Raw genomic sequence first — 20,422 nt, 5'->3', positions numbered from 1 at the left:
ATGGCTCGCAACCACCTGTGACCGGACCGGTTGCCACCATCGAACGTGATTTCCGAGACATTTTCGCGAAACAGCCTCGAGACCGGTCGTCGACGTGATTGGGGTCACAGCGATCAGCCGAAGTAGTAGAGCTCGAAGCCGACGGCACGCGCTGCGGGGAATCCCGGCTTCGGGGCGGTCGCCATATCGATCACTGCGCGCACCTGGTCCGCGACCGGCTCGGGGCTGAGCACCTCGAGATAGCGGCGGTGCTCGGCCAGCGAGGCGGCGGCCTGCTCGATGGTGTCGGTGACGTCGACGGCGTGGGTGGCACTCGGGCCGACCACCGCGGCCAGCCGGGGCGACCACGGCGGTTCGGTGAGATCCGGAAAAATCCACTCGTTACCCGCATCGGATATGGCATCGAGGGCGGCGCGGCCGACCGCGCGATGGTCGGCGCTGTTGGCATAGCCGGGAGCCCAGGTGTCGCCGAAATTGAACAGCACCACGAATTCCGGACGATGACGACGAATCACGGCGGCCAGGTCGCGGCGCAGAGCAAGGGTTTCTTCGACGCGACCGTCCGGATAACCGAGGAATTCCACCTCGTGCACCCCGACCACCTCGGCAGCGGCGACCTCCTCTGCCTCCCGCAGCGGCCCGGCCTCCGCCGGCGGCATGCCCGCGATTCCGGCCTCGCCGGAGGTCACCAGCACGTAGCGAATGTCCTTGCCCTGCCCCGTCCAACGCGCCACCGCGGCGGCCGCACCGTATTCGATATCGTCCGGATGCGCCACGACGACGAGGCCGCGCTGCCAATCCTCGGGAACCTGCTCCACACGGCTAATTCAAGCAGACACCCCGAACGCGGGTGGGCCGCGCGCTGCCCGCAGCGGACGGCACACGGCCCACCTCTCGAAACCGCGGCGCCCGAGTCCCGGCAGGCCCGCGGGCGGACGCTACAGCTTGCTCACGGAGTTGTCCGAGCCCGCGACCGCCTTGTACAGCAGGTACAGCCCGAAGACGACCGCGCTGATCACCAGAATCGGAAACAGCCCCTTGATCAACGCACCGATGATGGCGAGCGCGATCCAGACGACCGCTACGACACCGATGATTTTCCACAACATGCCAGCCTCCAGAAGGTCTCGGGCGAACCGCCATCCGACGATCCGACTTCTCCATGCTGGCAGCCGGATGGTGATAAATCACCAGCTCAGCACCGATATCCGGGTGAAGATCAGGGTTCACCCTGACGTCTCGTCACCACCCGATCCGACGCGCCACAACGAGCCGAATTCTACGAATTCCGAAGTGTGACAATGGAAAACGTCGAGGTTGTCCGACCTGATGTACCTGCGACACTAGTGTCTGTCCGCTCGCATGCATTCCGAACCTTAAGGGGTCACCCATGACCAGGTACTCACATTTTGTCGGCAGTCTTCCCGCGGACCTGATGACCAGCGATCGCGCTGTCCTGCAATGGTTTGCCGACCGCACGGCCGACTCGCCGGTCACCGCTCTCCCCTGCGATCTGGACCCCGACTGGATCATGGACTACCTGCGGACACGCAAGCAGCATTCCGATGTCTTCGAGATCGTCGAGGAAGGCGGGTTCGCCGACTACAGCGATTTCCCCAGCTACGGCCTCCGGTCCGGCCGCAAGCTGGAAACACAGCATGTTTCGATGGACCGGGTCGAGCGCATCGATGCGGTAGTGGCGGCCTTCGAGTCGTTGCAGCGCGAGCGACCGGAGTTGGCCGAGACGAAAGTCCAGATAAGCCTGCCGAATCCACTCGATCTCGCGATGTTCGTATTCGCGGGCGCGGCCGTATCCGGTGGGCTACCAGTCGGAAAGGCATTGCGGCACTTCGATCTCACGGTCGCCGCATTACGGCAGCTACCGGTGTTTACGGAAGCGATGACACAGGAGGTATCGGAAGTAGTCGCTCGTCACGGCGACCGGATCAGCTGGCAGCTGGAGTCCCCGCTCGCACTGTTGAGCATGGTCAAAGCGACACAACTTGGTTCGCGATGGGCGCTTGCCCCGCTGGTGGCGCGCCAGCTCGCCGGCGTCCTCGGGCAGCTGCACGAGATCGGCGCGGAAACCATTGTGCACCTGTGCTACGGCGACTATCAGCACGAAAGCCTGCTTTCCCCGCGCAGTCTGGCACCCGCGGTGACACTGCTCAATCGCACTGCGCGACTGCTGGATCGACAAGGGGCGCCGCTGCCTCCGGTACATATTCCGTGTGCGTACGGCGCCGAGCCCGCACCACTGGAACCTCGCTTCTACGCTCCCCTGCGAACACTGGCCACCGACTGGCGGGTGATCGCGGGTGTGGTTTCCACGGATTCGGTCGAGAACAGCGACCGAGCGCGTGCGCTTTTCGAGGATGCGCTGGGTCGCCATGCCTTCGGAATCGCCACCGCGTGCGGTCTCGGACGATGCACCCCGGAGGTCGCCCGCCACGCCGCCGAAGCCACGGTCGCGGTGGCAGGGGCTGTCGAGCAGACACCCGAATAGGCGTCACGATCAGATAACGCGGGTGCACTTGACAAGGTCGCATCCGCGTTGCTGGCGTCTGTCTGGGGAAATCACTTCCGCCGCAGCGGAATCCGCGTGTTGATCGCTCCGCATCGGTCGCCAACCGCAGAAGTCAACTTTGCGAACGCCTCGCGCAGTCCTGATTCGGGCTTTACTCTGGATTTGCCGGAAGAGCGGGGTGATGCCAAACGACACCGAACAGCCTCGCCTGTCACGCCCAGGCGATTCCCTCTGATCGCGGCGCACGATCTCGACGAAAAGTGCTGCTCTGATATGCATCCGCGGACACCGCGCCGCCGCATCCGACACCCGCCCAGGCGTGCTTCGTAAGGGCGGGTCGGCGAGCAGGTCCGATTCCGGGTTTTGGCAACCCTTCAGACACCGGTTACCACCTATTGCCTAGATCGCCAAATCGACTCCAGTAGTTGATGATTCGATAGTTGCCGCTACAATTTAACGAGGGCGTCGTTACGCATGGCTAACGAACGGCGACGCTCGGTCCGGGTTGATCCACCACCGTGGTACCGGAGTTGGTTCGGTTACCGATGTGGGCGCACAGTCCGCGTCGGTGTCCGCTGTTCCAAGGAGTGTGCAATGGCGAACGATCCGCATGTCCTCGTTGTCGGTGGCGGCCCAGCGGGGTCGACAACCGCAGCTCTGCTGGCTCGAGCAGGAATACGCGTGACGCTTTTGGAACGAGATACGTTCCCGCGGTATCACATTGGCGAGTCGATGCTCGCATCATGCCTGTCGACACTGCGTCTTTCCGGCGCTTTCGACAAGGTCGCGGCGCATGGCTTCCAGATCAAGCGAGGCGGCTATTTTCAGTGGCAGAACGATAACTGGCTGCTGGACTGGTCCCAGCTCGTCGATGCCGAAGCCTGGTCCTACCAGGTCGAGCGGGACGCGTTCGACGACATTCTGCTGCGCAACGCGGCCGAACAAGGCGCGACGGTGATCGAGAACGCCAATGTCGAGAACGTGATTTTCGACGGTGACCGCCCGGTAGCCGTCGAATGGACCGGCCCTGGTCACAACGGTACCCGGACCACCGAATTCGACTTTCTCGTCGATGCCTCGGGACGACACGGACTGCTCGCCAAACGACGCTTCAACATGCGGCGGCAGCACCCCGCTTTCCGCAATGTCGCGGTCTGGTCGTACTGGGAAGGCGCGCGCCTGCACCCGAACAGCCCGGAGGGCGCGATCAACGTCGTGTCCACCCCCGAGGGCGGCTGGTTCTGGCATATCCCCCTGTCGAATGGCCGATTCAGCGTCGGCTATGTGGTCTCCGCACGCAAGGCGGGCGAGCGACTACGAGAGCAGGGTCGAGATGCCTACTACCACAATACGATTCGCGACAGCAAGGCCATGAGCGAATTGCTCGAAGGCGCCAGGCAGGTCGCCGAAGTCAAGGCCGAACAGGACTACTCCTATGTGTCGGATCGGTTCTCCGGTCCGGGCTATGCCCTGGTCGGCGATTCGGCCGCCTTCCTCGATCCGCTGCTGTCCACCGGCGTGCATCTGGCGACGTATGGCGGACTCGTCGCCGCGGCCGCGATCGCGACCAGCCTGCGTGGTGAAATGAGCGAGACCGACGCACTGGCCTTCTACGAGCACACTGCTCGCCGGGCCTACTCACGCTTCCTCGTATTGGTCTCGCGGATGTACGAGCAGTACATCGGTTCCGACGAATACTTCGCGCACGCGGACAGACTCACCGAGACGCACGAAGGCGACACCCCAGAGGTGTCGTTCACCCGAATCATGGCCGGACTCACCGATGTGGACGAAAGCTCGGGAGAACAAGAGCGCACCCCGACCGACACCATTGCCGTCGCGCTCACCGAGACCGAACAACTGCATGCGGACTCGGCCAACCTCGAGTACATGGGTCATCTGGACATGTCGGTCGTCTGGGACCACTGGCGTGACCCGCTGGCGGACACGGTGCTCGACGGTGTGCGGATCACCACCGAACCGGTACTCGGCCTGACCTCCCGGCCCCGCGCCGCCGCCGAGGTCGAGGCCATAGCGCGGCCGGTGCTCCCCCCGAAGGCGGCCGACGTCCCCGTACTCTAGTTCCGGCCTTCGTGAAAACCACTGCGCGAAGCCGGTCACTATGACGATCACGCGCTCCGACCCCGAACCACCGGGCGATTCCCCGGTCGGTGGTTCGGGTTCCCGGACAGCCATACAACAGATCGCGCGCTTCGGCGATCCGATCACCCGGCGGCTGCTGGCCAGCGACGGCTTCACCCAGCCTCGACTCGAGGCCATCCTCGGCACGGATCTCCAGGTGCGGGTGCTGCGCCAGGACGAACTCGCCGCTGAGCAGCTGCCCGCAACCGTCTCCGACGCATTGCAGTTGGCCGGTCCCGACCGCGTCATCGTCCGTCGCTCGTGTCTGATCAATTCCGACATGGTGACCGCATCGATGAACTATGTCGTCGCCGTGAGCGGGCAGGCAACCGCGGCCGGCACCGACGATCTGCATGTGCCTATCGGTCACGGCTTGATTTCTCGGGGTCTGACCCAGCGGCGACATGTGCTGCGGGCGGGCGTCACGAGATGGCCCGACGGTCGGCTCTGCGCGGCGAAGGCGTACGTCATCATGCTCGGAGAGCATCAGCCGCTGTGCTATATCCGCGAGATATTCAATCCCAGCGTTGTGCCACCGGAGCATGCCCCCATCTCGGCCGAAGATCTGAGTTGGGCCGATGAGCCGGATTACACCCGAACACAACCGGCTCACCCTGCGACAGCACGCCGGGGTGGCTGCGATATCGAGTCACCGCGCACCGGCGCACAGTGTTCGCGAGCCCTGCCCGAGCTGGTCCATCCGCGCGAATCCGACTCGCTCACCACCGATTTGGCCGCCGCGGCGCGCGGGCGTGCATTCGTAGTGCATCTCGGCGCCCGCACTTCCGCGGCCCTCGATGTCACCGCCATGCCCGCCCACCGTGCGCTTGCGATCAGTGCCGCCGCAGTACTGAAGCACGGGCTGGACACGCCGATCGTGACCATCGGCCAACTGCATTATGACGGCGAATTATGCAGTGCACCAGCTGATTCCAGTATTTCTGCTGAGGATCGGCTGCCGGAGGGATATAGCCCGGCCGCGGCACTGCTCGAAAGTTGGCGCGACCCGAACCCGCCCATCGCGCTCTGCACGAACATGTTGCGCGGCGCCGCGGACCATTACCCGGCGTCGGTGGCGCGGGATCTGCTGGTCGAGGTCGCCGCAATGCTCCCCATCGCGGCCAGCGCACCGGCGGCTTCCCGCGAACTGTACAGTTCCGTTGCCCCCCTGCATATCTCGCGTACCGCCCGTTCCTGCGATTCGAATGGGACGCGACGTCGGCTGACTCGGCCGGAGTGGGACCGCTCGACCCAACTGCTCTGGATCGGCGACCGGAACCACGAATTCATCTCCCAGCAACTGTCTTTCGCCGCCCGCGTCCGCAACCCGCTGGCGGTAACCCTCGGCCCCACCGCGACGCCGGACGATGTCGAGTTCCTGTGCCGGTACCTGAGTCCCACGCGTCGGCCCGGTCGGCTCACACTCGTCCCCGCACTGTCGGGCACCCGGACGGCCGATGCGCTCCCCGCATTGTTCGAGGCGGCCGCCCGGTGCGGTACCCCGGTGTGCTGGGTGTGTGATCCGATGCATGCCGACGATCCCGCCACCGCGATTCACACCTTCGTCAGCGCTTGCCGGACCACCGGGACCGTGCCGGCCGGCCTGCATCTGGACTGCGAACCCCGAAATCGCCTCGATACCAGACTGGATACCGGACGAGCATTGCGCTGTGTCGTCACCACACTGGGCGCGATGTGGGCAAGCTGATCGGCGCACGCACGTCGTATCGTGAGGGAGAAAGCAAGTGCAAAGTAGCCAAATCGTCATGGTCCTAATGGATCTCGTCCTCATCATGGCGGTGGCTCGAATCTTGGGCCGACTGGCCGAACGCATCGGCCAGCCCGCGGTGATCGGGGAGATCACCGCCGGAATACTCGCGGGCCCGACCGTACTGGGGACGCATCTGTCGGACATGTTGTTCCCGCACGAGATCCGCTCCTATCTGGCCCTGCTCGCCAATGTGGGCGTCGCCGTGTTCATGTTCGTCGCCGGGCTGGAGCTCGACCGCAGCGTATTCGCGGGCAGCCGACGGTCGATCCCGGCGGTATCGGTCGCCGCCTATGCCGTGCCGTTCGTCTTGGGTTGCGGCATCGCCGCGACCGCGCTCGCCCGGCACCGAACCGGTGACCTACCGAGCTTCACGCTGTTCATCGGCTGCGCGCTGGCGGTGACCGCATTCCCGGTGTTGGCCCGGATCCTGCACGATCGTGGACTGACACGCACCGGAATCGGTCAGCTCAGCCTCGCCTGTGCGGCGCTGGTCGACATCTTCGCCTGGACGGCACTCGCCGTCGTGCTGGCCGTCGCGCACCCTGGAACGGGCAGCCAATGGCGACTGGCGCTCCTGGTTCCTGTTGTCGCTGTGACGTGGTGGATCGTGCGTCCGGCGTTGACGCGGATCGCCGCCGCGGGTACCGAGCAGACGATGATCGTGGTCGGTGTCGGCGGCGCGCTGCTGCTCGGCGCGGTCACCGAATGGATCGGACTGCATTTGATCTTCGGTGCGTTCGCCTTCGGTGTGGTGTTCCCCCGAGCGCGGCGCGAGGCGGTCGAATCCGGCGCCCGGATCCTCAGCCTGGTGTTGCTGCCCGGATTCTTCGTCGTGGCGGGGCTCGCGGTCGATCTCGGGGCGATCGACCGGGCCGCGATCGGCGAGTTGGTGGTGATCATGGTGGTGGCCGTCGCGGGGAAGCTCGGAAGTGTCTACGTGGCTGGACGACTGACAGGTCTGCCGTCGCGATCGGCGGCCGCCTTGGCGGCCTTGCTGAACACCCGCGGATTGACAGAACTCGTCATCCTCAACGTCGGTCTCAGCACGGGACTCATTGGTCCACAATTGTATTCGGTGCTGGTGGTGATGGCCTTGGTGACTACGGCGATGACGGCACCGATGCTGAAGCTGATCGGTTTCTACCAAGCGCCACCGACCGATCCGTCCACCCCGGTCAGCCGCTTACCCATCGGCAGTCCGGTCGAATAGTCGTCCACGACACGCTCGAACCAACCGGGTAGCAACCAGGTTCCCCGGGCATCGTCGTCTGCCCGTTGCTATGTTGCTAGCGTGGGCGAGTCGCCAGGTTCCGGAAAGGTCCCCGGAAAGGTCCTAGGAAGGGTGTGTCGTTTCGAATGCTCGACGACGCACCGATGATCTTGTTCGAGGAATCTGCCCGCGCTCACTGATTCAGTCTTTGTCGAATTCTGTTCCACCGTTTGGAGTAACGTCTTTGACCACACCGCATCCCCCCACATCTGATCCGCACACCACCATGACCGGAGTCTGCCCGGTTCCGCATGAATCATCGAGCACTATCGCCGAGCGGATTCCGCTGTATACGCCGGAGTTCGTCGCCGATCCGCACCACGCCTATGACGAGATGCGGCGCAAGTACGGCACGCTGGTACCGGTCGAGTTGGCTCCCGGCGTCCCGGCCACACTCGTGATCGGCTACGCGACCGCAGTGCGAATCCTCAACGACCCCAACCACTTTCCCGCCGACCCCCGGACCTGGCAGAAGACGGTCCCCGAGGACTGCCCGGTGCGGCCGATGATGGCCTGGCTCCCAGCCGCACGGAACAACGACGGACCGACCCACGCCCGCTATCGGGATGCCTCCGTCGCGAGCATCGACGGCATCGATGTGCACGGACTGCCCTCGATCATCGAGCAGATCGCCATCCCGCTGATCAATACCTTCTGCAAGGCCGGGAACGCCAATCTGGTTACCCAGTACGCATTTCCGCTCGTGCTCGGCGTCCTGAACCAAATGGTCGGCTGCCCACCCGACATCGGTCAGCGTGTCGCGAGCGGCATGGCGGCGCGCTTCGACACGGTCCGTAGCGCCCAGGGCATGGCGATGCTCAAAGAGGCACTAATGGAGTTGATCCAGCTCAAACGTGAGCATCCCGGCGACGACGTCACCTCACGGCTGGCACATCACCCGGCCGCCATGGACGACATAGAAATCTTCGCGCAGCTGATGAGCTTCTACGGCGCCGGATTCGAAGCACAGCGCAACCTGATCACCAATGCGCTGCTGCTGATGATCACCGACGACCGGTTCAAGTGCGCGGATGTCCTCGGACGAAATCTCTCGACGATCACGGCGATCGACGAAGTTCTGTTCAACGACCCACCCATGGCGAACTTCTGCACCACCTACCCACGCCAGCCGATCATGGTCGACGATATCTGGTTGCCCGCGGACCAACCGGTCGTCATCAGCCTCACTGGCTGCAATAACGACCCGGAGATCCGCGGCAACGACGACGCCGACGGACGACGTCTGGGCAATCGCTCACACCTGGCGTGGAGCGCCGGACCACACACCTGCCCGGCCAAAGGCGTTGCGTACCTGACTGTTCAGTACGCCATCGACCAGCTCTTCGACGCACTTCCCGACATCCAGCTGGGGGTGCACCCGGATCAGCTGATCTGGCGGCCCGGTCCCTTCCACCGTGCGATGGGGGCATTCCCGGTCGTTTTCACACCGTCGGCACCGATGAAAATCATATAGCCGGCGGGTCGAGATCGTCGGCGTACGGCGATCTCGACCCTGGGCACGACACGGTTCTCAGGCAGGCGGAAACTCCGGGAACGGAGCAGACTTCGGGAAGACGACCGGCAGCGCGGTCAACGCGCGGTGGAACGGCCCGGTGCGCCAACCGAGTTCGGCAGCCGGACCGGCCAACTCGATCTCCGGCAGTGCATCGAGCAGTTGGTCGATCGCGTCCTGTGCGATCAGGTAGGCGGCGTCCTGTGCCGGGCACATGTGTGGTCCGGCACTGAAGGCCAGGTGTGAACGATTGCCATCGCGCTCGACGCCGTCGACGGTATTGACGGTGGGATCGCTGTTGCAGGCCGCCATGCTGATGACGACCGGCTGGTGGGCCGGCAACCACACGCTATTGAGCAGAATCGGTTGCCGGGGATAGGAAATGCAGTAGTTCGCCAACGGCGGGTCGGTGAACAGCACTTCGTCCAGCGCATCCCGGGTCGACAGACTACCGCTGTGCATGCCCGCGGCGAATCGATCGTCGGTGAGCATCAGCCGCAACGCGTTGCCGATGAGGTGTACCAGCGGCTCGACCCCGATCGCGTAATGCGTCACCAACTGCTGGATCACCTCCTCATCGGTCAGACCGCTCGGGTGACGCAGCAATCGAGTCGTGATGTCGTCACCGGGCTCCTCCCGCTTGCGTTCGGTGTGCAGCCGCAGCGCCTCGTGCAGCATGCGGTCGCCCGCACCGGCCTCGGCCCCCGCATCGAACATGGCGTCCAACGCCGCCGCGACCCGCGCGCCGATATCGGAGTCGACTCCCAGCATGGTGTTCACCGCGGTGAACACCAGCGGAAAAACATAGCGTTGCAACACATCAGCGTGTCCATCGGCACAAAACGTATTGATCAGCGGGATCGCGATCTGCTCGATTACCGCGTGCATGCCGAGCAGATCGACGTCATTGATCGCCGCGCTGGTCGAGTCGCGATAGCGTTTATGTTCCTGCCCGTCGGTGCGCAGGGCGTTCTCGCGCCGCTTCATCATGCCGAGCACCGGGCACTCGGCCGGGATGTTCCGCTCCCACATCCGTGGATCCGCCGGGAAGTGGTCCGGATCGGTCAGGATGCGGACCGCGGTGTAGTAGCCGATCACCAAAGTGGCCGGTACGCCGGGGGCGAGATCCACCGGCACCAGCGAACCGAACTTCGTGCGCATCTGCCCATAGGCCCGGTGCGGGTCGGCGGCGAATTCCGGGGTGTACATCACGATGCGCGGACCGGCCCCGAAGCCCGGTGAGCCGCCGACCGAGGACCGTGATTCCGGTGGGTGATGCGTATGCGTTGCCACAGATGAACTCCGAACTTTTGAAAACTAAAGAACCTTGACAATCGAGCGGACCCAGCACTGACCTCGGATACGTCACAGCGGCGAGCTTCGGCAGGTTGATAACAACGGATTACGAACAAAACTGCTCGCACGACTTCGGTCGCGCCGATCTGCCCCACGTGGGGTGCGGGTCATGAACATCCTGCCGGTGCTCATGATCCAAATCCGTTGCCCCAGACCAGTTCTTGAGTGTCCGCCGTCATGATAGCCACCGCTCATGAGGCGCGCAGCCCCAACCGCCGTTCGAGCAAGCATTCGCCCGAGTTCAGCAGATCAGGACTCCCCCCGCAGGCGTCATTCGGCTCGCCTGTTGCGACCTACAGCAATCTTGCGGACCACGGTCAGGACGGCGACCACCATGACCGTCACCAGCTCCAGCAGGTTCCAGGCGATCGGATCCTCCGTGGCGGATTCGGCCGCCACGGCCGGTGCGGGTGGTGCGGATCGGTGTTTCCGGCGCGATCGCGAGTGCCGGTGTGGCTGGGGGGAATTCCCGTGGGGCGATCGGCGCTGCCGGTACGGGTATCGCTGGAGCGGGCGGCGGTGGGCCGAGTTGGAGGGGAATGCCGGGCGGTTCAAGGGCCGGGAGTAGCAGCAGACAGGTCAGCAGTGCGCTGCCGGTCATCGCGCTGCCGACGACGACGCTGCCGAGGCCGGATCCGCTCGAACCGACCGAACCGGTGCCGATCAAACCGGAGCCGGATATGCCGCTGCCGGTCGCAAGTCCGAGCAGTATTGTCGCGCTGCCGATTACGCCGCTGCCGGTGCAGGCGGTCTGGACGCTGCCCGGGTCGAGGCCGAGGGTTTCACCCGCTCCGGGCCGTCGCATCCGCGTGTCGCGCGACGGAATGTCCATGGAAAGTGTTGCTACTCAGGGCATATCGAACTCGACGCTGGCTGTGCGCACGCGGCGGATACAGCCAGCGCCTGTCCGATTCGCAGGAAGGCCTGCCGCGTCAGTTCCAGTTGTCGATCTTGACGTCGTGCGGATCGGGCGCACCTTTTCCGGTCTCCACCAACGACTTCAGGCTCAGCAGGAAGACCGCCCACTTGGTGCTGCAGTGGTGCATGAATTCGACCGGCTCCTTCCAGCCTTCATGTTCGAAGAGGATGACGGTGTAGTCGTCGGCCTGGTCGAGCCTCCAGTCCACATGGGTGCCGACCCATTCCTCGGGTCCCTCGACGACTTCCCAGCGCACGCGCTTGCCCGGGTCGAGCTCGAGGACCTTCATATCGAATCCACCGGCATCGAAACGGAATTGGAGCACGCCGCCGACGTCATTGCCTCTGCCCTGGGTGTTGTTCGCCCACCAACCGGCGAGCCCCTCGACGGTGGTCAGGGCCGCATAGACCTCGGCCGTCGGCGCTTTGATTGCGACTCGGTGCAGGATATCCACCATTTTCGAATCCTCTTTCCAGTGTCGGATTTTCACTTCTGCTGCTGATCTTTTGTGCGCTGAATCGCCTCGGCGATCCGCTTGATGCGCCGGAGCCTCGCGTCCCACGCCGCCCCGACCGAGGACAACTGCGCGACCGCGCGGGCAAGTTGTGCCTCATCCACCCGATACCTCCGTTCCCGCCCCGCGGGCGTGGCGTGCACCAGGCCGACGCGGTCGAGCACGCCCAGATGTTTCGCGATGGCCTGCCGTGTCACTGGCAGCTGCTCGCTGAGACTGGTGGCCGTGCCATCGCCGGCCGCCAAAAGTAGGTCGAGCATCCGCCGACGGGTCGGGTCCCCGACCGCGGACCACAGGTCGTCGTCGACGGTAGCGGTCACGGGGTCGACACCAGCCGCGCGATGTACTCGCCGAGTTGCGGAACGAACCTGTCCCAACCGGCGCTATGGTCTTGGTAGACCTCCTCCAACTTCGCAGCCTCCCAACCCATCTCACGGAATCCGGTCTCGGTGAGGCGAATCCTGGTGCCCGCGCCTGCCGGGGTGAGTTCGAAGGTGACCAGCAGCGAGTCGGCGAGGTCGGCCGAGCCCTCCGGATAGCACCAGCGGAACGAGAACAGCCGTGGCCGCTCTACGGTCACCACGGTGATCGGGGCGACATGCTCCCGGTCGCCGAAGACCAGTTCACCGACCGCGCCGGGACTGGTCTCGAAATCGGCCGCGTCGGACCACCATTCCGAAATGTGTTCCGGGCGGCTGACCACCTCGAAGACAACTTCGGGTGAGGCGTCGACGTGGATCTCACGCTCGATGCTGCCGTACTCCATGCTCTTCCTCCATCTGCAACGTTTGGTTGCACATCACGCTAGCCGACCACGGCCCATCGCGCAACCATTGGTTGCGCATAGGGGTGCGACCGCGTGCCGACAGCACAAACCCCGGCCAAACCAGCACGCATGGTCGGCCGGGGTTTCGGTGACGACTCAGACCTTCAGCCCGTGTTCGGTGACGTAGGCGTAATGGAAGGCGAAGAGCAGATCCACCGCATATTCCCAGTCATGGGAAATTGCGCCGTCGGAGATAATCTAGAATGTTCGCCAACTTGATATCGAATATTGAACAACCGGCGTCGGTTGCCGGCGGAGACTCGGCGGCGGGGCCGATCGGAGGGGACTGCGACGTGGAAAATATTCGGGCACTCCTGGGCAGGTAATTATGCTGGCCAAGGAGGTACTGGTGATCTCGCAGCGCCTGGCGAAAGATATCGAAAAGGCCGGCGTGGCGGCACAAAGACCTGCGCGCGGCGTGGCCGCGGAACTACGTACCGGAACGATGCGGTATGTAGAGCGTGATCAATTGAAGAATCCGGAGAAGTTCAGCTGGAGAGAGCGCACCAATACACCGAACCGGTTCGATACCGCCGGAAGGAACGCGACAGACAGCAGCTCGACGGCAAGCCAGCTGGACGTCAAACCGGATCATATCAAAGGCAAGCTCAACGACTGGGTCTACGGACGTTCCCGCCCGGGATATCCCGCCAAATCCAAGAATGATGTCATTAAAAACGCGAATCAGCGTGCCGATGGCAAATTGCTCTGCACGACATCGAACAAACCGCTGGAAGTGCAGCGCAAGGCCAATGGAGAACCCCAGTTCTTCAAGTACAACAATAAAGGCCACGCGAAGAAGACCGACGCGCCAGAATGGTACGATCCGACCGGAACAAACATCGTCCAGAATAACGTAGAATTCACCAAACCAGCGAAGAATGTGGCCGATATGGGACACATCGAAGGTGCCGAATATTGGCGCCTCCAACAGTTCGCGATACGCCACCCTATCGACGAGCAAGGATTCAAAGAAGCGAGCACCAGCGCTTCGCACAATCGCCTGGAAGACCGAGGCGTCAACCGAGGCCATAGCAAAGAGTCCACGGAGCCGGGCTACGGAATCTATGCCGAACTGGCCGAGAAATATCCACCCCTCCCAGGCGCACCCGACCCCGGCACAATTGTCAAAGGTCTCGAGAAACCTGGTAGTGGCTGACCTTCGCGGGACGGCAGCAGCGCCGTCGGGCAAGGTATGATCGGCGCGACGACGCCCGGACGACCGGTATAAGCGAAGGGTAACTCTTGACCTCAGCCAACCAATTCCCGAATCTGCTCGAACACAACACCGGGCACCTCGGAAAGTTCCGGTACGCCGAACCGGCCGAGATCGAAGGCCGGAATCGAGGTTACGATCTCGTCTTCTTCGATAACGAGGAATATCCGGTCACCTCGGTGATCACTAATGGGTTGCGTTTTCAAGAATTATCGTCACTATTGCCCGAAGAACTTGTCTGCACATTGCGTACCGGTCAAGAGGGATTTGCCCACTACCTAGTCGATGTTACCGCAGGACTCGTTTTACAAAATCGGCGTGGACTCGAGTACGACTCCGTCCTGGTCAATGACTCCCCGTTGATCAAAGAGACGGAAATTCATGGTGTCATGGGTTATCCCAGCCCATTTTTCGGCGATGAGTTCGACCTACTGCGCGATGCCGATGGGCAGCCGGTGTTGCAGCTGATCACACTCCTGCCCATAACGCAGCAGGAAGCCGAGTTCGCGAGCGAGAACAGCCCGGACGAACTGTGGGAGATCTGGCAGGAGAACAGGACGGAGCTATTGGATATCAACCGAGGATCCGCACTGTAAAGTGGGGTTCGCAACATTCGGGGGATGTAGATGCCGATCGAGATACCGCACGAGGTTGCACTCTTCCTGAACCTCTGCGGCGTTCCGTACCCGGATATCAATGAAGACGATGTGCGCAGGCTCGGCGAGCATGTTCGCGAGTTCGCCGGGAATGTCCAGCAGACGCACGAGTCCGCCACCGGCGCGGTCAGCGATATGGGTTCGGTCTATTCGGGATATGCGTACGAGCAATTGATCTCGGTATGGGCGCATATGAGTGCGACTCACATGGCGGATCTCGATGCGGCATGCAAAGTAGTGGCGAAGGCACTGGATATCGCCGCTGATGTGATCACGGTCGTGAAGGTTGCGGTGCTCGCCGAGTTGGCGGCGCTGGCACTGAGTTACGGCGCCATCATCGCGACACCAGCAGGTCCGGCAACCGCTCCTCTGCTGACCGCGGCAGCACGCAGGATCTGCGATCAGATGCAGCAGAATCTGATCGCATATCTGATTGCCGAGGTGATCATCAAGGCCATCGAACCGCTCGAACACACCATCGACGACATGATCAAAGGCGTTGTCTACGACGCGGCGAGCAACGCGTTGGGCGTGCCGCCACCGAGCAGCACGGCCAACCGACCCTTGCACATCGAACCCGACGAAGTGCTGCGTTACTCCAAGCTGCTCGACGAGCACGCAGATGACATCATGCGCCATGCGGAGAACTTCCGCGATCAGGTCGCGAAACTCGACTTCACTACCGGCAGCCCGGACGCGTCTTACGACTCGGACGGTCCTCAGCGCGACGCAAGCGATCCGCCGACGACCCGAACTGTTTTCGACCCACCGTCGACGACGAGTGGTGTCGATTCGCCACAACCTTCGCCGAACACGTCGACCGCCGACCAGCTGGCTACACCAGACGTCCGAGCAACCAGTGCCGGTCACGAGGTAACCGAAAAACCCGACCCCGGTGCCGGGAACTCCACCAAAGTTGCGGATAGCCAGCCCCCGGACGCAGCAGAGGCCACCGCGTCGACTCCCCGAGCAGGACTCTCGAACCCGCTGAGTTCGCCAACCTCTGACGTTGCGGACGCGACCGCACCCGGCAGAACCGAGGGTTCGGCACTGAGTCAGCAGATATCGCCGCGCGGCGATCTGGCCGATGCCCCGGCAGCCGAGTCCACTGCATCGGCATCTCAGTCAGCCAGGCAATCCGAAGGCGCTATCGAAACCCGGGAATCCGACCCGATGACGCTCGGCAACCGAGCAGACTTCGATTCCGGCTCGTCTGCCGGCATCGGTCCGACCGCCTCCGTGCCACAAGCTGTCGAACCGACGGACCAGTCGGTACCGGCGACCCCATGGACGGCCACCCCGAGAACGCCGACTCCCCTCCCAACCTCCGGTAAACCCGCAGTAGGCAAGCAATCTCGCCCCGCGGCCAACCGTCGGGCCGAGCTCGAGCCAACCGACCGCAAGCCGGTCACCTCCCCCTGGTCGACAACCCGCCCGTCGGTCCGCCCACCCAAGGTGACGGCACCGACCACCACCCGCCCCACCCCGTGGGTACGTACCGACCGGAAAACGGAATCCGATCGGGATACGAACGAACCGGAAACCCACTCTGCCGAAACCGAATCCAACGCAACCACCACACCAGCGCCACCCGCCATCGACGCCCCCACCCCCGACGCCCGCCCACACCCATCCACCTAACCCGCCATTCCGCGACTGGTCAGACGATCACCATGCACTGGTGTTCGGATCTCTCGACCGACGCCGCCACCAGAGCATGATGATCTTGTGCCGAGCCGTGTGCGGCAGTGGTGCTATCGCCTGCCGGCACACAGCATCTCACTCCGGCAGGGCCAGGAAGCACGATGTTCGCGGGTTAGATCCCCTGCGGCGGAAGTGAAGTGGGGGCGTGCTGGTCGGCCATCTCGGTGAGAGCCTGCGCCCACCCGTCCAGGCGATCGGCCGCGTCGCGCAGATCGGCGACGATGGTGTCGAAGTTGTGGCGCAGCACCGCACTTTCGGGTACCGCGAGAATCCGCCCCGCCGCTACGACTACCTGTTCGTACTCGGCGACCCCGCTATCGAGGCGGCCGAGTGCGAATTGCATATTCTCGGTGAGGCCAACGGCGGCAACAGATTTCGAGTGCCCCATGGCGCCGAGTGCCTGTTCCATCGCGGTGATGTCGGCGGCCAGCGCGTGCAGCGCGGCCGCACCCGAACCCGCGGTTTCGATCATGTCGGCGAGTTCGTCCTCGGGCAGCCGGTTCGACCGGGCGATCTGCGTGCCGACGCCGTGTAGCGCCTTCTCCGCCCGAACCAGGCGGGAAATCGGCCCGCGCGCAGATGACCACGACGGTGGCTGTTTGCGCGGCACGAAAGCTGCCTGCGGCAGCGGTGAGCTGCGCAATTGGAGGTAGCGGCGGGCGCTCAGCGCAGTACCGGTGACCAACGCCACCGCTCCCCCGCCGACCACGACCACCACCCATACCGGTGCCGAAAGCACCATCAACCCAACGGTTCCCGCGGTGGTGAGACCGCCGACCGTGCCCAGTTGGAAACTGCGACGACGGGCCCGGCGGCGCTTGCGCAACTCCCGCTCGCGCGGATCCGCCCAACGCCGCACGGCCACCAGCGCATGTTCGCCCACCTCGCGCAGGCTGTCGGGCAGGCTCCCCGGCTGCGGTGCGAGCGCCGTCTGTGCACGCACGAGCGCGGCACCGCGACGACGACCGCCCTTACCTTGTTCGCGAGGTCCCTGCGGGCTCATCGGTATCCTCCAGGGCACGGGTTCGGCGCGACCAGGGGTGACCGGACAGGCAGGGCCCGAGCAGGACCGACGGCCGACCCGCCAGGTACCCGTGCCATGTCTTCCACCGAACCAGTCCTCGCCGAACTGTATCTATTTCGAACGCCGTATTTATTCAGAACGACGGGGCTACTGCTGCGCGGTCTGGCCCTTGTTCATCTGCGGCTGCGGCTGTGCCGGATTCACCTGCGCGGCACCCGGATTGATCGCCGGTGCGGTCGCACCGCCTGCGGGCAGCGCATCGCCGCGCATCGAGGCGCGGATCTGCTCCAGCTTGCTGTGTCCGGCCATCTGAATGCTGGCCTGCTGTACCTCGAGCATCCGGCCCTGCACCGAATTGCCCGCGAGTTCGGCGGCACCCAGCGCGTTCGCGTACCGGCGCTCGATCTTCTCGCGCACGGCATCCAGGCTCGGCGTGGTGCCGGGCGCGGACAGCGTCGAATCCATCTGCTGCAGCGATGCCGAGACCTGCTCCTGCATCTTCGCCTGCTCGAGCTGGCTGAGCAGCTTGGTGCGCTCGGCGACCTTCTGCTGCAACAGCATCGCGTTCTGCTCGACCGCCTTCTTGGCCTGCGCGGCCGCCTGCAGCGACTGGTCGTGCAGCACCTTGAGGTCCTCGACGGCCTGCTCGGCGGTGACCAACTGCGCGGCGAATGCCTCGGCCGCGTTGGTGTACTGGATCGCCTTCTCGGTATCGCCGGCAGCGGCGGCTTGATCTGCCAGCATGACGGCCTGGCGCGCATTGGCATTGAGCTTCTCGACGTCGTCGAGCTGACGGTTCAGCTTCATTTCCAGCTGACGCTGGTTGCCGATGACCGATGCGGCCTGCTGCGAGAGGGCCTGATGCTGACGCTGAGCTTCCTCGATAGCCTGCTGAATCTGGACCTTCGGATCCGCATGCTCCTCGATCTTCGAATCGAAGAGGGCCATCATGTACTTCCAGGCCTTGACGAACGGATTAGCCATCGATTGATCCCGCCTCCATAAGATGCGCCGCGCTTTACCGCGACTCTAGTGCGCGACCGTCACGCACCCGATATGTGCCTATCCTCCACCATGTGGCACCCGGGCCGGGCGAACCCGGCCCAACTGACGCCTAGTACAGAATCTATCCGCTTTCGGCACCGGTTCGCAGCGTCGGCCGCGGACGCCACCTCTCGTCTATTGATCAGTTGCTTTTCACCAGGACCAGCATGTCGGCCCTCGGGGCCGGAATGACGATCCGGGTGTCCTCGGCGATCTGCGTACGGGCACCGGCCACCGACATCGTGGCGGTCGCGGGCTCCGGCGCGGCCTCGGCGGATTCGGCCGCAGCGGTCCGCTCCGCCTCGGGTGCATCGGCGGTCTGTGCGGGCGCATCGGCGGGCAGACCGTCGGCGCCTGCCATGATCGTGCTCACATCCCACAGCACCCGCGACAGCGGAACATCCAGGGCCGCACAGATTGCGGCGAGCAGTTCGCTGGAGGCCTCTTTGCGGCCTCGCTCGACTTCCGACAGATATCCCAGGCTCACGCGCGCCGAGGTGGAGACCTCACGCAGGGTCCGGCTCTGGGCGAGACGAGCACGCCGCAAACTGTCCCCGATCGCCTCTCGCAGCAGCGTCATGTCGTTCTCCTTAGCTCCCAGTAACCGGGTCCGCGGGCACCTACCAGCGCTGCGCACGCCGTCCTTTCTGGCACAACGTCGAACAGGGCCCGGTTGGTTCCCACGGCGGCAAACCAGGCGCGGCAGCACCTAGTCGCCGTCTCCCACGATACGACGCAACTCCCGTACCGCGCTGTGCGTAGCGCCGATTCGGATCGCCCACCGATCGCCGTCCAGTTTCAGCCGCATGACCTCGGTATGCCCGGGCCCGGCCAGTCCGAGGAAGACAGTGCCGACGGCATGCCCGCCCTGAGATTCGGGTCCGGCTACCCCGGTCAGTCCGATACCCCAGTCCGCACCGCAGCGCAGCCGCGCACCGACGGCCAGCTCTTCGGCGGTGCTCGCGGCGACCGGTCCCTCGGTCGCGAGCACTTCGTCGCTGACACCGGCAAGGCTGTGCTTGAGTTCCGTCGCGTAGACAACCAGCCCGCCGCGCAGCACCGCGCTGGCACCCGGCACCCCGGCGATCGTCGCCGCGAGCAGGCCCGCGGTCAGCGATTCGGCGGTCGCCACGGTCTGCCGGGCGGCACCCAGCTCGCGCACCAATTCGACGACGGGCGCTCCCGTTGTCAGCGGATCGGTCATGCGCCGCGTGTCCGGCCCGGACCTCCCGCGAGCCACACCCGCCCCGCCTGCCCCACATAGTCGAGGCCGGTGATGACCGTCAGCGCGACGGCCACATACATCAATGTCATGCCCGCGGTGGCGAATCCGCCGTGCAGCGGCAACAGCAGTACCGCGATCGCGACGGACTGCACCAGCGTCTTCAACTTGCCGCCGCGTCCGGCCGGAATCACCCCGCGCCGCACCACCACCAGCCGCAGCAGCGTGATCCCGATCTCACGAGCGCAGATGACCAGGGTGATCCACCACGCCAGATCACCGAGCATCGAAAGTCCGATCACCGCCGAACCGATCAGCGCCTTGTCCGCGATCGGATCGGCGAGTTTGCCGAAATCGGTGACCAGGCCGTATTTGCGCGCCAACTGCCCGTCGAAGCGATCTGTGATCGCGGCGATGCCGAACAACGCGGCGGCCCCGATCCGCCAGCCGGTCTGGTGGCCGCCGCCGACGAACAGCGCGAGCACGAACAACGGCACCAGCGCGATGCGCAGCATGGTGAGCACATTCGCGATATTCATCAGCGGGACGACGGGATCGGTCTGGGCGGGCGCGAATCCGGCGCGAACCACCGGTTCGCCCCAGCTTCGATCGATCTCTTCGGGCTGCACGCTCACGCCTCCCCCTCGCTGGCGTAAGCCCCTGTCACCCAGGCCACGACACCCACCGTCACGAGGCTCGGACGCATGCCGACGCGATG

General features: G+C 64.3%; 20 protein-coding genes. 8 read left to right on the top strand and 12 right to left on the bottom strand.

Annotation, left to right across the window (positions count from 1 at the left end; all coding sequences use genetic code 11):
• Positions 1-113: 113 nt before the first annotated feature.
• Both ACQPXH_RS11105 and ACQPXH_RS11100 read right to left on the bottom strand, forming a co-directional pair.
• Positions 114-818, bottom strand: coding sequence for a PIG-L deacetylase family protein (locus ACQPXH_RS11105; RefSeq protein ID WP_433602217.1), 705 nt, complete (start codon positions 816-818; stop codon positions 114-116).
• Between the two features lie 120 nt (positions 819-938).
• Positions 939-1,109 carry a hypothetical protein gene (locus tag ACQPXH_RS11100; RefSeq protein ID WP_040692895.1) on the bottom strand — a complete coding sequence of 57 codons (171 nt, stop codon included), beginning with the start codon at positions 1,107-1,109 and terminating at the stop codon, positions 939-941.
• 281 nt (positions 1,110-1,390) lie between these two features.
• On the opposite strand from ACQPXH_RS11100, the gene ACQPXH_RS11095 reads away from it, so the two are divergent.
• The 5 genes from ACQPXH_RS11095 (at position 1,391) to ACQPXH_RS11075 (ending at position 9,184) form a co-directional block, all read left to right on the top strand.
• Complete coding sequence (locus tag ACQPXH_RS11095) at positions 1,391-2,506, top strand: hypothetical protein (protein ID WP_433602215.1); 1,116 nt, start codon at positions 1,391-1,393, stop codon at positions 2,504-2,506.
• A 615-nt stretch (positions 2,507-3,121) separates the two neighbouring features.
• Complete coding sequence (locus ACQPXH_RS11090) at positions 3,122-4,609, top strand: NAD(P)/FAD-dependent oxidoreductase (protein ID WP_433602214.1); 1,488 nt, start codon at positions 3,122-3,124, stop codon at positions 4,607-4,609.
• Positions 4,610-4,649: 40 nt separating this feature from the next.
• Positions 4,650-6,377: a 3-deoxy-7-phosphoheptulonate synthase gene (locus tag ACQPXH_RS11085; RefSeq protein WP_433602213.1), complete on the top strand. Its 1,728-nt coding sequence runs from the start codon at positions 4,650-4,652 to the stop codon at positions 6,375-6,377.
• A 37-nt stretch (positions 6,378-6,414) separates the two neighbouring features.
• Entirely contained in the window at positions 6,415-7,650 is a 1,236-nt protein-coding gene (locus ACQPXH_RS11080; RefSeq protein ID WP_433602212.1) for a cation:proton antiporter, read from the top strand.
• Positions 7,651-7,894: 244 nt separating this feature from the next.
• Positions 7,895-9,184, top strand: coding sequence for a cytochrome P450 (locus tag ACQPXH_RS11075; protein WP_433602211.1), 1,290 nt, complete (start codon positions 7,895-7,897; stop codon positions 9,182-9,184).
• Positions 9,185-9,241: 57 nt separating this feature from the next.
• Here the strand turns inward: ACQPXH_RS11075 and ACQPXH_RS11070 are convergent, their stop codons facing one another.
• From ACQPXH_RS11070 to ACQPXH_RS11050, 5 genes are all read right to left on the bottom strand, one after another.
• Positions 9,242-10,516 (bottom strand): cytochrome P450, encoded by a 1,275-nt coding sequence (locus ACQPXH_RS11070; protein ID WP_433602210.1) that lies wholly within the window; start codon positions 10,514-10,516, stop codon positions 9,242-9,244.
• Between the two features lie 304 nt (positions 10,517-10,820).
• Positions 10,821-11,411 carry a hypothetical protein gene (locus tag ACQPXH_RS11065; RefSeq protein ID WP_433602209.1) on the bottom strand — a complete coding sequence of 197 codons (591 nt, stop codon included), beginning with the start codon at positions 11,409-11,411 and terminating at the stop codon, positions 10,821-10,823.
• A gap of 100 nt (positions 11,412-11,511) precedes the next feature.
• Positions 11,512-11,955, bottom strand: a complete 444-nt coding sequence (locus tag ACQPXH_RS11060; protein WP_433602208.1) for an SRPBCC family protein — start codon at positions 11,953-11,955, stop codon at positions 11,512-11,514.
• 29 nt (positions 11,956-11,984) lie between these two features.
• Positions 11,985-12,332, bottom strand: coding sequence for an ArsR/SmtB family transcription factor (locus ACQPXH_RS11055; RefSeq protein ID WP_387296643.1), 348 nt, complete (start codon positions 12,330-12,332; stop codon positions 11,985-11,987).
• Positions 12,329-12,778 (bottom strand): SRPBCC family protein, encoded by a 450-nt coding sequence (locus ACQPXH_RS11050; protein ID WP_433602207.1) that lies wholly within the window; start codon positions 12,776-12,778, stop codon positions 12,329-12,331. Before ACQPXH_RS11050 ends, ACQPXH_RS11055 begins: the two co-directional genes overlap by 4 nt.
• Positions 12,779-13,166: 388 nt before the next feature.
• Here ACQPXH_RS11050 and ACQPXH_RS11045 point away from each other — a divergent pair, with 388 nt between their 5' ends.
• The 3 genes from ACQPXH_RS11045 (at position 13,167) to ACQPXH_RS11035 (ending at position 16,351) form a co-directional block, all read left to right on the top strand.
• Complete coding sequence (locus ACQPXH_RS11045) at positions 13,167-13,997, top strand: GH-E family nuclease (RefSeq protein ID WP_433602206.1); 831 nt, start codon at positions 13,167-13,169, stop codon at positions 13,995-13,997.
• Positions 13,998-14,083: 86 nt separating this feature from the next.
• The gene (locus tag ACQPXH_RS11040) at positions 14,084-14,650 is read left to right on the top strand and encodes a suppressor of fused domain protein (protein ID WP_433602205.1); all 567 of its coding nucleotides are present in this window, start codon (positions 14,084-14,086) and stop codon (positions 14,648-14,650) included.
• A gap of 30 nt (positions 14,651-14,680) precedes the next feature.
• Positions 14,681-16,351 (top strand): hypothetical protein, encoded by a 1,671-nt coding sequence (locus tag ACQPXH_RS11035; RefSeq protein WP_433602204.1) that lies wholly within the window; start codon positions 14,681-14,683, stop codon positions 16,349-16,351.
• A 175-nt stretch (positions 16,352-16,526) separates the two neighbouring features.
• Here ACQPXH_RS11035 and pspM read toward each other — a convergent pair whose 3' ends face one another.
• The 5 genes from pspM to pgsA all read right to left on the bottom strand — a co-directional run bounded on the left by pspM (position 16,527) and on the right by pgsA (position 20,339).
• Entirely contained in the window at positions 16,527-17,417 is an 891-nt protein-coding gene (gene pspM, locus ACQPXH_RS11030) for a phage shock envelope stress response protein PspM (RefSeq protein WP_433602203.1), read from the bottom strand.
• A gap of 168 nt (positions 17,418-17,585) precedes the next feature.
• The gene (gene pspA / locus ACQPXH_RS11025; RefSeq protein ID WP_433602202.1) at positions 17,586-18,422 is read right to left on the bottom strand and encodes a phage shock protein PspA; all 837 of its coding nucleotides are present in this window, start codon (positions 18,420-18,422) and stop codon (positions 17,586-17,588) included.
• Between the two features lie 202 nt (positions 18,423-18,624).
• On the bottom strand, positions 18,625-19,062 hold the full coding sequence (locus ACQPXH_RS11020) for a helix-turn-helix domain-containing protein (RefSeq protein WP_433602201.1): 438 nt from the start codon (positions 19,060-19,062) through the stop codon (positions 18,625-18,627).
• 129 nt (positions 19,063-19,191) lie between these two features.
• Positions 19,192-19,686, bottom strand: a complete 495-nt coding sequence (locus tag ACQPXH_RS11015; protein ID WP_433602200.1) for a CinA family protein — start codon at positions 19,684-19,686, stop codon at positions 19,192-19,194.
• Entirely contained in the window at positions 19,683-20,339 is a 657-nt protein-coding gene (gene pgsA / locus ACQPXH_RS11010; protein WP_433602199.1) for a CDP-diacylglycerol--glycerol-3-phosphate 3-phosphatidyltransferase, read from the bottom strand. Before pgsA ends, ACQPXH_RS11015 begins: the two co-directional genes overlap by 4 nt.
• Positions 20,340-20,422: the final 83 nt, after the last annotated feature.

The organism is Nocardia sp. CA-135953 (assembly GCF_050955735.1).
GTDB lineage: Bacteria > Actinomycetota > Actinomycetes > Mycobacteriales > Mycobacteriaceae > Nocardia.
The sequence above is the reverse complement of the archived record's forward strand: the minus strand, read 5'-3'. Positions and strand labels throughout refer to the sequence as shown.